We start from the raw sequence: 14404 nt of genomic DNA, 5'->3' as shown, positions 1-14404 counted from the left end.
AAGTTTCAGGGCTTTATGGTTGTGTTTTTCGTTACTCTGTGTTCGCTTATCATATACTCAAGGATTTTGATGGCATCCTACGATAAGAATGCCTATGACTACAGAGTGTCAACTATAAGGGAGTACGGAACTACGATTGCCAATAACCTGAGTGTACCGGGCTCTGTGACAAAGGACTCAATTACCGAGTATGAATCTGAAATCAAATACTTTTCCAGTATGTATGATGGACGAACTCTCGTTATAGACAAGAACCTGAGGGTACTTTTTGACACCTTCGGGCTTGAAAAGGATAAAACACTTATATCAGAGGATGCGATAGCCAGTCTTGGCGGCAAGGAAAGCATATATCGAAACAGCGTCAAAAACTATGTGGAGCTCATCCTCCCAATCACCAATACAAACGACAAATCTGTTATCGGCATACTGGTGTTTAGTTTCTCTCTTAAGGCACCTATGTCTATAGGAGATAAGCTGTCGTATACCGCAAGTACTATACTTGTGATTCTTGGTGCCATTGTGATGATAATTGCATTTTGGTATGCATTTAGTGTATCTAAGGCTCTAGGTAAGCTCTCCTCGGAAATAGACAAGATAACCGATGGCAATATAGAAGAGATTGATTCTGTATACAGCTACACAGAGCTTGAAGCCGTATCAAGCTCATTTAACAAGATGCTAAAAAAAGCCAAAAAGCTTGAGGGAAGCAGGCAGGAGTTTGTATCTAACGTGTCCCACGAGCTTAAGACTCCTATGACATCTATGAAGGTGCTTGCAGACTCGCTGCTTAGCCAGCCGGATGCAAGTGTTGAGATGTACAGAGAATTTCTGACAGATATCAACAATGAGATAGAGAGAGAAGACAAGATAATAAATGACCTCCTCTCCCTGGTTAAGTTTGACCGTAAAACAGGTACCATCAATGTGAAGCCTACAGACCTTAACGAGCTTCTTGAGCAGATACTTAAAAGGCTTCGCCCTATTGCAGTTAAAAACCACGTGGAGCTGATATTTGAGAGTTTTAGAGCTGTAACTGCGGAGGTAGATGAGGTTAAGCTTTCACTTGCACTATCTAACCTCATAGAAAATGCCATAAAATACAACAAAGAGGATGGCTGGGTCAGGGTATCGCTGAATGCTGACCACAAGTTCTTCTTTGTAAAAGTGGTTGATTCAGGGATAGGCATACCTGAGGAGTTTCAGGATCAGATATTTGAGAGGTTTTACAGAGTCGATAAGGCGAGAAGCAGGGGAACGGGAGGAACAGGCCTTGGTCTTTCCATAACCAAAAATGTAGTGATGATGCACCACGGAGAGATTCGCCTATATAGCAAGGAAGATGATGGAACTACATTTACCGTAAGAATCCCTCTAAGCTACATCCCTCCAAAGCCGTATACAGCCAAGAAGAAAGGTGGTGGATTTAGACTTGCCAGATTGTAAGCCTTTTAAGCTCTTGTTCTGCCTTTTTTGCCTCTCGCTTGCGCTAACAGGCTGTGGCAGCAGTGCAGGTGATAATATTAAAGAAGCAGAAAACTCATATAAGATATACTATGTAAGTAGTTCAGAAGACAAACTGGTAGCAGAGGACTATACTGCAAAGGAAGAAGAGACTAATAAGTTAATAAACGAACTTCTAAGGCAGCTTAACAATGTTCCTGATGGAACTGCTCTTAAAAAACCAATACCGGATTCGGTGGACTTAAAGAGCAAAAGCCTCAAAGACGGAGTCCTTACGCTTGATTTCTCAGAAAGCTATCATCAGCTTACCGGGATATCCGAGATACTAAGGAGGGCTTCTGTAGTAAAGACTCTTTGCCAGATAAAGGGGGTCAAAAAGGTAGAGTACAGGGTAGAGAATCAGCCCCTTATGTACTCCGAGTTAAATCCTGTAGGAGCTATGTCTGCGGATGACTTCATAGACAATACAGGTGGTGAGACCACTTACTACCAGACAGTTCAGATAAGCCTTTACTATACCAATGCTGATGGCAAGAAGCTTTACCAGACCAGACACAACGTAGAATTTGACGGAACTATCTCACTGGAAGAGCTTGTCATAAGACAGCTTATGGCAGGACCTCTTGACAATGATAAGCTTGCGCCAGTTATACCTCCCGGAACCAAGTTAAACAAGGTGACATTTAAGGATGGTATCTGCTACGTGGACTTTAGCAAGGAATTTCTTGAGGGCAGGGAAGGAGTATCAGATGAGGTCATAGTATATTCTGTAGTCAATTCACTCTCTGAAATAAGCTCTGTGACGAAGGTTCAGTTCTTTATAGATGGCAAGCCTGTCAGCTCTTATAGAGAGACCATCCCTATTGATTTACCTGTTGAAAGGAAGTTAGATATTATTGCTGAGAATTAAAAGACCGCTTGTAGCTGCGGTACTGTTTGTTATACTCCTAATAATGGCTTATGACGGCCTAGGTAAAGATGAGGGTTTTGCATATATTGGCAAGACCCTGAGCCTGACCGGAAGGATAAAGGAGATAAAAAGCTACGATGTGCCCTTTGGTGAGCGAAGCTATAGGCTGAAGGTAAAAGCCGATTCTGATGAGATAAATGCCTTCATCCTTAAAATAAAAGAAAGTGACCTATTTGCAGGCTGTAATCTGCAAAAGCCTGACGGAGATACTGATATATCAGAGCTTATAGAGAGTCTCTATGGCAGGAAAATAAGCTGTACGGGAAGGCTTTATGCCTTTGACGGAGAGCTAAACCCCGGACAGTTTGACGCTAACGCCTACTATCAAAATGAAGGCTATACCGGTATTCTAAATGCAGAAAAGATAAGAATTGTGAAAGAAGAGGAGAGGTTTTCTCCTGATATATATCTACATAGATTAAATCTGGCAATTTCTGACAAATATAAGAAGATTCTTGGTGATAAAAATGCAGGAAGCCTTTCGGCTATGGTTTTGGGTGACAAAAGAGGTCTGGATGAAGAAATAAAAGAACTATATCAGGAGAATTCAATAAGCCATCTGCTTTCAATCTCAGGCCTGCACATTTCTCTCCTAGGCGGTGCTGTTTTTCTCTTTCTAAGAAGGTTAAAGGTCAGCTTTAGATTCCCACTCATCGCATCAAGCATTATTTTGATTATATATGGAGCCTTTACAGGGTTTTCAGTTTCTACGTCAAGAGCCGTAATTATGATGAGCGTACTGTTTATTTCTTTCGCCATAGGGAAAAGCTATGACTTGCCAAGCGGACTGGCACTAGCAGCTCTCATACTTATTGTGATAAATCATAGAGCCATATATCAAAGTGGGTTTTTGCTTTCATTCTTTGCGGTTATAGGAATATTTTATATAATGCCTGAATTGTTATATATTTTTAAGGTCGACATCTACCATAAAAAAGGGATAATAAAAGGACTACACCTCCTTCTTGCCTCCATCATATCTTCCATAAGCATCCTGCTTGCTACACTCCCCATCGTACTAAATAACTTTTATGAGGTTTCACTTACCGGAATCATCCTAAACATTATAGTTATTCCTCTTATGTCGCTGGTTGTTATCACAGGGCTTCTAGGAGGCTTTGTGGCACTTGTATCTGAGCTTTTGGGAGGCTTCATCCTTGGCATCACACATTATATCTTAAACTTATACACCCTCTTTTGCAGGCTGGGTGACAGGCTTACCTTCCTTAGGCTAATCATAGGAAAGCCTGACAAATGGCAGATAGTACTTTACTACCTCATACTTGTGATAGTATTTTACTTCTTAGCACTAAAGCGAAGGGAAAATAAACTTGACTCACTTAAGAACAACCTGTCTGAAGAATATAATACATCCAAAAGAATAGTATTTACAGCGCTTATGACCTTTACCTCCTTTTTAATTATTGCATATAAACCAAGAGAATTCTCCATCAATATGTTAGATATAGGACAGGGTGACTGCTTCGTAGTAAATGATGGTAATAACGATATTTACATATCGGACTGTGGAAGTACAACAGTACAAAACGTAGGTAAAACAAGGCTTTTACCCTTCTTAAAGTCAAAAGGCTGGGGGAGGGTAGATACGATTTTTATATCTCACATGGATAAAGATCATGTAAATGGGGTAAATGATTTGCTTAAATGTGCCGAAATAACTATTGGTAGAATAATAATCTCCGCAAGCTACAAATCAGATAAGCTTAACTGTGCAGAGCTTGAAGAGCTAAAGGAGCTGGCTAAAATGCGTGATATTAAGCTCTTTTACATGAAAAAAGGAGATGAAATTGTAGGTAAAGATATTAGCTTTAGATGTATCTATCCGACAGGAGAAGAAGACATTAAAGATCAGAACGAAGCCTCCATTGTGATGAGGATGGATTATAAGGAATTGTCGATGCTCTTTACAGGAGATATAGCAGGCTCTACAGAGGAAAAGATAATTGACAGCTCTGACAGAGACACACTTGACTGTGACATCTTGAAGGTTTGCCATCACGGAAGCAAGAATTCTTCCACAGATGACTTCCTAAAGAAAGTAGACCCGAAGCTTTATCTTATAAGCTGTGGCCTTATGAACCGTTATGGACATCCTCATAGAGATGCTCTATCCAGGATGATGGAAGAAGGCGGCAGGATACTAAGAACCGACCATATGGGAGGAACACAGATAAAGCTTGCAGATGGAAAGCTTATCATAACCATGGCAGTAAAGAACCTTACAGGCAAACGCTTTTCTCCGGCAGTCGAAGGTGACTGTGAAGACTGCGAAAGGATAAAAGTAAATACTCACCTTGTTAAACCATAAGAAAATTTGGATTAATTATCCTTGAAAAATCTAATTTTTTCGAGTATAATCAAAGTAACAGGACAAGATGACTTTAGATAAGCCTGGAATGTTCGATAATTTCTGATATTTTGAACCTACATGACTTAAAAAGGGATTCCTATATCCATATTTTGATGTCAGGCCTCATTTCGGTGGAAGGCAGATGAATATGTGCGGTTGCCCACCTAGTAAACGCTAGGAGTCAAAAACAGAAACCGGCATTTTGGGCTTATTTTTTATTTTAAAAAGCGAGATTTTAAAATAATTTAAAAAAGTACTTGCATTTGGTTTCAAAATGGTATATTATATTACAAACAAATCTTAAAACGTAACCAAAGGAGAAAAACGTATGAACAGACTTTACAAATACTTGTTTGCGTTAAGCCTGTTGTTACTGGCTTTTCTGGCAAACCCCGATAAGGCATTCGCAGACAGCGCAACTATAGAGAACGCAAACGATGGAACAGTTAAACTTGTCTACAACAACGACAATGATGCAAGGGTTAAGCTTCTTGTTCAGCTTACCGGAGGCACACAGTATAAGTATGACATCCCTAAGGGAAATGTAGACATCAACATCCCTCTTACCCAGGGAAATGGTGAGTACAAGCTTATCCTATGTAGAAATATCTCTGGTACCAAATACGCAGTTGTGCAGACAGTAAGCGTTACCCAGAGACTTTCAAGTGACAATGATGCTTTCCTCTCATCTAACCTCATTATAGACTGGAATACTACCAATGAAGCCATCAAAAAGGCGCAAGAGTTAGCAAGAAAGGGTGGAAGCAAGAAGATTAAGTACATCTACGACTTTGTAGTTAAGAATTACTCTTATGACTATGACAAAGCCAACAACATCAACGAGATAGCAAAGTACTCACAGTACATTCCAAACATCAAGAAGATATATACAGATAAGAAAGGTATCTGCTACGATTATTCAGTGCTCTTAGCTTCGATGTTAAGAAGCGTGGGAGTTCCTACAAAGGTAGTTACAGGATATACCGTCAATGCCACAGTATATCACGCTTGGAACAATGTATATGACAACTCCAAGTGGAACGTAGTTGATGCAACCTACGATGCACAGATGTATAGAGCAAAGAGAAGCTACAGCATGTACAAGAGCTTCAGTGATTACAAGGATATCGTATATACCTACTAATCACCAGGTACAAAGCATCACATAAACTTGTTTGTTCTTCCTCAAAGAATAAAATAAACTAAAAATCCCCCGGCCAAAGGCTAGGGGATTTTTGCAGTTCAATCACAAGTACTACTCCAGTACCACCTTGCAGAACTTCTTCTTACCCTTTCTTACTATAAGCCCATCGCCCCTTAGCTCATCAGGAGTGAAGGTGGCTGCAAAGTCAGTTACCTTGTTGTCATTTACAACCACTCCTCCCTGTTCTACAGCACGTCTGCCCTCTGAGCGGGTAGCCACAAGAGAGGACTTGTGAAGCAGGGTAATGATGTCAAATACACCGTCTCTTGCATCCTCCATAGAGATAACAAAGGAAGGCATATTCTCAAGGCTTCCGCCTCCTGCAAACAAAGCCTTCGCAGCAGACTGAGCCTTCTCTGCCTCCACTTCTCCGTGCACAAGCTTAGTAAGCTCGAAGGCAAGGATTTCCTTTGCTTCATTTAACTTCGCACCCTCCCAGGACTCCATAGCAAGGATATCCTCTATAGGAAGGAAGGTAAGGAGCTTAAGGCACTTAAGTACATCTGTGTCATCCACATTTCTCCAGTACTGGTAGAACTCATAAGGAGTAGTCTTATCAGGGTCAAGCCACACAGCACCGCTTGCAGTCTTACCCATCTTCTTGCCCTCAGAATTAAGCAGGAGAGTGATAGTCATAGCGTGTGCATCTTTGCCAAGCTTTCTCCTTATAAGCTCAGTTCCTGCAAGCATATTGCTCCACTGGTCATCTCCGCCAAACTCCATATTACAGCCGTATTTCTGGTATAACATATAGAAATCATAGCCCTGCATAAGCATGTAGTTAAACTCAAGGAAGCTAAGCCCCTTCTCCATACGCTGCTTGTAGCACTCCGCCGCAAGCATCCTGTTTACTGAGAAATGAGGGCCTATATCTCTTAAAAACTCGATATAGTTAAGGTTTAATAGCCAGTCAGCGTTATTTACCATGATAGCCTTGCCCTCGCCAAAGTCTATAAAGCGCTCCATCTGCTTCTTAAAGCAATCACAGTTATGCTCTATGGTCTCCTTAGTCATCATGGTACGCATATCACTCCTACCGGAAGGGTCGCCTATCATACCTGTGCCTCCGCCCATAAGTGCTATAGGCTTATTGCCTGCCATCTGGAGACGCTTCATCAGGCAGAGTGCCATAAAATGTCCCACATGAAGGCTGTCCGCAGTAGGGTCAAAGCCTATATAAAACACAGCCTTTCCCTCATTTATCATCTTGCTGATTTCTTCCTCGTTAGTTACCTGGGCTATCAGCCCCCTTGCCTTAAGTTCCTCGTAAACCGTCATAGTTTTCCTCCTTTAATTCTCTGAAAATGCCACTAAAAGCACTAAAAAAGCTCCCATCCCCTAAAGGACGAGAGCGTAAGCTTCGTGTTACCACCTTAATTCACAGAATATATCTGCCTCAAACGGGTACAACAGTCTATACCCTGACTCTCTAACGGAAGTCTGCCGTCACAGCCTACTAAACAACGCTTTCAGTGTGAAACTCCGGGATGTATTCAACCAGACTCTTTCTTTCGCCTCTCACCAACCGGCTAATCTCTGTAAGTGAACCTCTGGTTTACTTCTTCCTTTCACAGTTTGTAATGATGATTAAAACATAAGAATAACAATTTGTCAAGCCCAAGTGCTGAATACACGATATGAAAAGCGAAGCTGTAGCAATACTGTATGATACAAGTGTCAAAAGTATAAAAATTCGATGCAAGCTTGCTTGCAAGAGAATTTATTATCTTTTGACACGCAAAAAATATGAGTAAGTAGCCATTTTTTGCAAAAAATGAGCGAATTACGAATATTTTGCAAGGATTGCTAAAGCTGTGCTGTAGCAATCCTGTATCAGTGGATGTCACATACTTTTGATATCCACATAAAAATATGCATACAAGCACCTGCCTACACATAACAAGTGGGAATCAGACTAGCTATAACATATTATGAAATATCTGAAAATAAAGTCCATATAATTGTATAAGTTTCATAAAATACATAAATAAACATTAAATAACTAATTTGTAACCACATTGTAACCGAAATATGCTATAAAGATACGTATACATTAATTTGGATGCAGTTGTCCGGTATTATACTGATAATATGATACAAGTGTCAGAAGATAATATACATTCCCTCAAGCTGGGCTACGCCTGATTTTATACTTTTGGTGCTTATATCATAATGCTTGCTTATAACTTAAGGTCATATAAGCATATTCTTTTATTCAATATTGGTATACTTATAAATGTAGAAAAAGAGGCTTATATATAGATTTCTATAAAGAAGCAGTTAATAGAAGACGAATAGATGCCGAACTACATATTAGGGTTATTCTGTCTGTGCCTTCCTTAAGGGGCTTGTCAAAATGGCGTATACGGATATGAAAAGGAAATGTACTATATAGAGGACTACAGGGAGGACCACAGGGAGGAAGAGATATTAGAATACGATAAAGTGATACTATAGGAGGGGCGTAATGCTTGTACGTAAGGGAAAGAAGAGAATAGGCGATATTCTGGTAGAAGAGGGGATACTTACAGAAGAACAGCTTGAAGAAGCTCTTAAGGCAGCCAAAGCAGAGAATAAGAAGATAGGTGAGGCCATAACTGACTTAGGCTTTGCTACTGAGCAGGACATAGCTGAGGCTCTTTCTTCACAGTTAGGCTTTGAGTATGTGAACCTATCATCAGTACATATACCCGACAACGTACTAAGCCTCATAAATGAAAGTGTACTAAGGAAGCATCTGATGATACCTTATGCCTTCGTACCTAATACCATCAATCAGGTAAAGGTAGCCATGGTAGACCCTATGGACATGTCAGCCATAGATGACTTTAGTATAGTGACCAATCTCCTCGTAGTACCATCGGTAGCTACTACCCGTGACATCCTCATAGCCCTTGACAGATACTATGGAGATACAGAGACAATAAAAGCAGCGCAGGAATACGCCAGAGAAAGAGAAGACCTTGCGGCTAAGCTTGCAGAAGGTGATTTGTCAAGCCAGGACGTACAAAGCTCCCCTGTAGTACAGCTTGTAACCTCTATGGTAGAGCAGGCTGCCAGACAGAGAGCCAGCGATATACATATAGAAGCAAAAGAAGATTCTGTACGTGTACGCTTTCGTATAGACGGCTCACTTTATGAGAAATTCACCTATTCCATCCACCTCCTTCCTGCCATTATGGCAAGACTTAAGATAATAGGCGGTATGGATATAGCAGAGAAGAGAAAGCCTCAGGATGGAAGATTCACCATTATGGTAGACAAGAGAGAGTATGACATCCGAGTGTCTGTACTTCCTACAGTATACGGCGAAAAGTGTGTTATGCGACTTGCCCAGAAGAAGGCCCTTACCAGAAATAAGAGTGAACTGGGCTTCTCTCCTTCAGAGCTTAAGGCCTTTGACGACATACTTAAGAACCCTAACGGTATCCTACTTGTTACAGGGCCTACTGGAAGCGGTAAGTCTACCACACTCTATACCGCACTTTCAGAGCTTAACAAAGAAGATGTAAACATAGTTACTGTTGAAGACCCGGTAGAGGCAAACATAGACGGCATCAATCAGGTACAGGTAAATGTAAAGGCTGAACTTACCTTTGCGAGTGCGCTCCGCTCTATCCTTCGACAGGACCCGGACATCATCATGATAGGAGAGATTCGAGACGGAGAGACAGCTCAGATAGCGGTACAGGCCTCCATCACAGGACACCTTGTAGTTAGCACCCTGCATACAAACTCAGCCGCAGGAAGCATCAGCCGTCTCATCAACATGGGAGTGGAGGGCTACCTCCTTGCAGACTCCCTGGTAGGCATCATAGCACAGAGACTCGTAAGAAGGCTCTGCCCGTACTGTAAGAAGCCTCACTCAATCACCGATACCGAAAGAAGGATAATGGGCATAAGAGCAGATGTCAATCCCGAGATATATGAGCCGGTTGGCTGTGAGCGCTGCGACAATACAGGATACTCAGGACGTATCGGTATATATGAGATAATGAAAATCACACCTCCTCTTAAGGAGCTGATATCAAGAAATGCCTCCGTAAGTGAGCTAAAGCAAATGGGAATGCGTGAGGGCATGCACACCTTAAGGCAGAGTGCAACAATGCTGGTAATAAAGGGCATAACCTCAGTCCACGAGATGATAAAAACAACCTTTGAGAACTAATACAGGACTTAGGTAACGAAGCTTAGAATACAGAAAAGATATGACAGCCTGTGATACAGGAGAGTATCGAAGCCTTGCAGTACAGAAAAAATATGACAGCCTATGATACAGAACTTAGAAAACGAAGCTTTGTAATACAGAAAAGATATGACAGCCTATGATACAGAAGAGGCAACGAAGCTTAATACACATAAAAAAAAGAAATGTGAGGGTAATATGACGATAGAAGAAATACTTAGACTATCCCAGGAGAAAAGAGCATCAGACATACATCTCTCTCCGGGAAGCCCGCTTATGTTTAGAATAGATGGAGAGATGGTTCCACAGACTGACTACCATCTCACCCCTGAAGAGACTTGGGGTGCAATCTCCTATGTTATGAGCGAAGATGACATACGTAACCTAAAGGAGGCGGGAGAGCTTGACTTTGCCTTCTCCCTTCCGGGGCTTTTTAGAGTACGTGTCAATGTATTCAGCCAGAGAGGTACCTATGCGGCGGCACTTAGAATACTTAGCTTTGATACACCTACTCCTGAAAAGCTTGCCATACCACACTCGGTAGTGCAGCTCACCCATAAGAAGAGGGGGCTCGTGCTGGTTACAGGAGCCACAGGAAGCGGTAAGTCTACCACACTTGCAAGCCTTATAGGAGAGATATCGGGAAGGGATGCCAAGAATATCATCACACTTGAAGACCCTATCGAGTACCTCCACCCACATAAGAGATGTATAGTAAGCCAGAGAGAGATAGGCTCGGATACCACCTCATACGCAGCAGCACTGAAGGCTGCCCTTAGAGAAGACCCTGATGTCATCCTGGTAGGAGAGATGAGAGACTTAGAGACCATTGCCATAGCTATCACAGCGGCTGAGACCGGACACCTCGTATTCTCGACCCTTCATACCAACTCTGCGGCTGACTCCATAGAGCGTATGATAGACGTATTTCCTCCACACCAGCAGCAGCAGATAAGGGTTCAGCTTGCGGGAGTCCTTGAAGGAGTAGTCACACAGCAGCTCCTTCCAAGGATAGAAGGAAAGGGCAGGCTTGCTGCCTACGAGGTTATGATAGCCACCCACGCCATAAGGAACCTTATCAGAGAAGGAAAGACCTATCAGATACCTTCCCTCATCCAGACAGGAAAGAAAGATGGTATGCAGTCCATGGATGATGCCATATACGAGCTTTATGTGAAAGGAAGAATAGACGAAGAGACTGCACTTAGACATGCTTTCAGCTTTGAGAGGATGAAGCAGAGAATCGGAAGATTTTAGGAGGGTAAGAAGTGGCGGATTTTACATATCTTGCGATAGACAACAAAGGAAAAGAAAAGAAGGGTACCATACAGGCTGAAAACAAGGGTGAGGCGGTCACTCAGATAAAGAAAAACGAGATGACGCTTATCCACATTGAAGAGGCAAATATCCTTACCAAGGACATAGAGTTTAGCTTTGGAAGCGGTATTAAGATAAGAGACCTAAGTGTGTTCTGCAGGCAGTTCATCAGTATGATAAATGCAGGTGTAACCATCATAGATGCCCTTGAGATGCTGTCTGTGGCTACAGAGAATAAGACCATGGCAAAGACCATAGTAAAGGTAAGAGCCAATATCCAAAAGGGTGAGACCCTCTCGGAGTCTATGGCAAAGTACCCTAAGATATTCCCTTCCATCATGATATCCATGGTGGCGGCAGGTGAGGCCTCGGGTAAGCTTGAGGTAGCCTTCGAGCGTATGGCGGAGAGATTTGAGAAGAAGGCTAAGCTTGATGCCATGCTTAAGAAGGCATCGGTATATCCTACCATAGTTATGATAGTATCTGTTATAGTTATCATAGTGATGCTGGTACAGATTATACCTACCTACAAGTCGATGTTTGACCAGCTTGGAGCAGAGCTTCCTATACAGACGGTGCTAGCAGTGAAACTTAGTGACTTCATCATAGCCAGGTGGTACGTGCTTGTAGGCCTTCTCATTGCCTTCATTGTGGCTGTGAATGTATATAAGAAGACGATACCCGGTCAGATAACCTTCGGTACCATAGCCAGGAAGCTCCCTGTATTTGGCATCATCAATGTAAAGAATGCAGCGGCAAACTTTGCAAGAACACTTTCAACCCTGGTCTATGCAGGACTTCCTATGGTGGAGGCACTGGAGATTACATCCAACACCATGGAAAACTACCTGTATAAGGAATGTCTTAAGAAGACAAAGGAAGAGGTAGTAAAGGGTGTGCCTATGTCAGAGCCTATACAAAAGAGCGGACTTTTCCCTCCTATGGTGGGCTATATGACAAGGATAGGAGAGGAAACAGGAGACATAGAGGGTATGCTAAGTAAGCTAGCCGACTACTATGATGAAGAGGTGGAGATGGCTACACAGACACTGATGGCGGCCCTTGAGCCTATGATAATGCTGGTGCTTGCAGGTATCGTTATCCTCCTCATATCCGTAATTATGGGACCTATGATATCCATGTACGGAGCGCTCGATAACCTGTAATTCTTATTTGTGTATATAGTAGTAAAATATTCGCAAGTATGAACATATATCGCTTTTTACGATAGGGTAAATGTGAACTAGGAGGAACTACTACAGTTTAGAAAATAACGATATATAGGCTGTTTGCTTATGCTCTTGACTATATTTTGTACTTTGTACCTAAGCTGTGGCAAAAGAATTATTTTATATTTTACCTCTTTTACTGTTAAGAAGTTTGTGAATACATCCGATATCTTTATTATAAGAAGGATAGAACTTGTGTTATAATAAATAAGTTGCTGATACGTGATACAAAATATCATAAAAAGCAAAATAATAACTAAACTTTGTAAAATATGAAATCAAGTATTGAAATAGCAAAGTTGATATGTTATAATACAGCCATAGGGCGACAGCCTTCGCTTACTTTGAATTAAAAGCACTTATAGGGAGTGTTTTTAAGATATAATAATTTAATCAAAAAGGAGAAAGAAAACATGAACCAGAGAAAATTAAACAATAAGGGATTCTCCCTTGTAGAGCTTATCATCGTTATTGCTATTATGGCAGTACTTATCGGACTTCTTGCGCCACAGTTCCTTAAGTATGTACAGAGATCTAAGTATTCTACAGATGTTAAGAACGGACAGGAAATTGCAACTGTTATTCAGACACTTATTGCTGACAATAAGTTAACAGAAAGTGTTACTACCGCAGAACCATTTAGTGGAACTCAGCCAGCATATGTTGCTGGAGTTGGCGATGGCAAACTTCTTGCAGAGGCACCTAAGAGTAAGGTGAGTGATTCTAATGTGTTTAAAGTAAAGTATGATGTAAAAAATGGTAAGGTTGAAGTATTTATTAATGATGGTACTAATGAATCAGAGGTTTTCCCTGAACTTACCGGTGAGTACAAGACCAAGATGACTGAGTAATCAGTACTATACATTAACTATTGAAAGGAACCCTATGAGCTACGAGACAATGACCTACCTCATCTATGCACTTATCTTCCTCTTCGGTATCACCATAGGCAGCTTCTTAAATGTCTGCATCTATCGTATACCCAGGGGAGAGACAGTGGTGACTACACCTTCGCATTGTATGACCTGTGGTCATAAGCTAAGTTGGTTCGAACTGATTCCTTTGTTTTCCTACATCTTCCTGGGCGGAAGGTGTAGGAGCTGTAAAAGTCATATTTCACCTCAATACCCTATAATTGAGGGGCTAAATGGCTTCTTATACGTACTTGTATTTGCAGTAAACGGATTGAACGTAATATCCATTATTTATGCATTATTTACGTCAGCACTCATAGTGCTTACGGTAATAGATTGGAGGACTTATGAGATTCCAATCAGTATTAATATCTTCATATTGGTACTTGGATGTCTTAAGGTAGTCTTGGATTTTAACAACTTCTTTGACTACCTTATAGGCTTTTTTATAGTAAGTGGTTTTCTTCTTATTCTGTATATGGTAACCAAGGGCAGAGCTATAGGAGGAGGAGACATTAAGCTTATGGCTGCTTCTGGGCTCTTGCTTGGCTGGCAGTTGATTGTACTGGCATTTTTTATAGGCTGTATACTAGGCTCTATCCTTCACCTCATACGTATGAAGGTGTCAGGTGCAGAGAGGATGCTTGCGATGGGCCCCTACCTCTCGGCGGGATTATTTATAGCTATGCTTTGGGGCAATGGTTTTATAGAATGGTATTTAAGCAGTTTTTGATATAAACAATAAACTTTAA

Annotated in this window: 10 protein-coding genes, 1 other RNA gene and 1 other annotated feature; of the genes, 10 read left to right on the top strand and 1 reads right to left on the bottom strand. The window is 41.4% G+C overall.

Annotation, left to right across the window (positions count from 1 at the left end; translation table 11 throughout):
• Positions 1–69 precede the first annotated feature (69 nt).
• The 5 genes from ACO6HM_RS06600 (at position 70) to ACO6HM_RS06580 (ending at position 5946) form a co-directional block, all read left to right on the top strand.
• The gene (locus ACO6HM_RS06600) at positions 70–1443 is read left to right on the top strand and encodes a sensor histidine kinase (protein WP_485390334.1); all 1374 of its coding nucleotides are present in this window, start codon (positions 70–72) and stop codon (positions 1441–1443) included.
• On the top strand, positions 1430–2371 hold the full coding sequence (locus ACO6HM_RS06595; RefSeq protein WP_485390333.1) for a GerMN domain-containing protein: 942 nt from the start codon (positions 1430–1432) through the stop codon (positions 2369–2371). The genes ACO6HM_RS06600 and ACO6HM_RS06595 overlap by 14 nt, the downstream gene beginning before the upstream one ends.
• Positions 2358–4760, top strand: coding sequence for a DNA internalization-related competence protein ComEC/Rec2 (locus ACO6HM_RS06590; RefSeq protein WP_485390332.1), 2403 nt, complete (start codon positions 2358–2360; stop codon positions 4758–4760). The genes ACO6HM_RS06595 and ACO6HM_RS06590 overlap by 14 nt, the downstream gene beginning before the upstream one ends.
• 77 nt (positions 4761–4837) lie before the next feature.
• Positions 4838–5015, top strand: a non-coding RNA gene (gene ssrS / locus ACO6HM_RS06585) — 6S RNA.
• A gap of 115 nt (positions 5016–5130) precedes the next feature.
• Positions 5131–5946 (top strand): transglutaminase family protein, encoded by an 816-nt coding sequence (locus tag ACO6HM_RS06580; RefSeq protein ID WP_485390331.1) that lies wholly within the window; start codon positions 5131–5133, stop codon positions 5944–5946.
• Between the two features lie 111 nt (positions 5947–6057).
• Here ACO6HM_RS06580 and tyrS read toward each other — a convergent pair whose 3' ends face one another.
• A complete protein-coding gene (gene tyrS / locus ACO6HM_RS06575) occupies positions 6058–7284 on the bottom strand; it encodes a tyrosine--tRNA ligase (RefSeq protein WP_485390330.1) in 1227 nt (408 codons plus the stop codon).
• A 60-nt stretch (positions 7285–7344) separates the two neighbouring features.
• Positions 7345–7587, bottom strand: a binding site (T-box leader).
• 886 nt (positions 7588–8473) lie between these two features.
• Between tyrS and ACO6HM_RS06570 the strand changes: the two genes are divergently transcribed.
• From ACO6HM_RS06570 to ACO6HM_RS06550, 5 genes are all read left to right on the top strand, one after another.
• A complete protein-coding gene (locus ACO6HM_RS06570) occupies positions 8474–10174 on the top strand; it encodes a GspE/PulE family protein (protein ID WP_485390329.1) in 1701 nt (566 codons plus the stop codon).
• 216 nt (positions 10175–10390) lie between these two features.
• On the top strand, positions 10391–11449 hold the full coding sequence (locus ACO6HM_RS06565; RefSeq protein WP_485390328.1) for a type IV pilus twitching motility protein PilT: 1059 nt from the start codon (positions 10391–10393) through the stop codon (positions 11447–11449).
• Between the two features lie 11 nt (positions 11450–11460).
• The gene (locus tag ACO6HM_RS06560; RefSeq protein ID WP_485390327.1) at positions 11461–12675 is read left to right on the top strand and encodes a type II secretion system F family protein; all 1215 of its coding nucleotides are present in this window, start codon (positions 11461–11463) and stop codon (positions 12673–12675) included.
• 476 nt (positions 12676–13151) lie between these two features.
• Entirely contained in the window at positions 13152–13589 is a 438-nt protein-coding gene (locus ACO6HM_RS06555) for a type II secretion system protein (protein WP_485390326.1), read from the top strand.
• Between the two features lie 34 nt (positions 13590–13623).
• Positions 13624–14385, top strand: a complete 762-nt coding sequence (locus ACO6HM_RS06550; RefSeq protein WP_485390325.1) for a prepilin peptidase — start codon at positions 13624–13626, stop codon at positions 14383–14385.
• Positions 14386–14404: the final 19 nt, after the last annotated feature.

Source organism: Catonella sp., assembly GCF_057250765.1.
Note: the sequence above shows the minus strand (reverse complement) of the source record. Positions and strands in the feature narration are given on the sequence as shown.

Coding starts and splice junctions, on each gene's coding strand:
- ACO6HM_RS06580 (WP_485390331.1), top strand. CDS start 5,131: ATGAACAGACTTTACAAATACTTGTTTGCGTTAAGCCTGTTGTTACTG.
- ACO6HM_RS06570 (WP_485390329.1), top strand. CDS start 8,474: ATGCTTGTACGTAAGGGAAAGAAGAGAATAGGCGATATTCTGGTAGAA.
- ACO6HM_RS06565 (WP_485390328.1), top strand. CDS start 10,391: ATGACGATAGAAGAAATACTTAGACTATCCCAGGAGAAAAGAGCATCA.
- tyrS (WP_485390330.1), bottom strand. CDS start 7,284: ATGACGGTTTACGAGGAACTTAAGGCAAGGGGGCTGATAGCCCAGGTA.
- ACO6HM_RS06555 (WP_485390326.1), top strand. CDS start 13,152: ATGAACCAGAGAAAATTAAACAATAAGGGATTCTCCCTTGTAGAGCTT.
- ACO6HM_RS06550 (WP_485390325.1), top strand. CDS start 13,624: ATGAGCTACGAGACAATGACCTACCTCATCTATGCACTTATCTTCCTC.
- ACO6HM_RS06600 (WP_485390334.1), top strand. CDS start 70: ATGGCATCCTACGATAAGAATGCCTATGACTACAGAGTGTCAACTATA.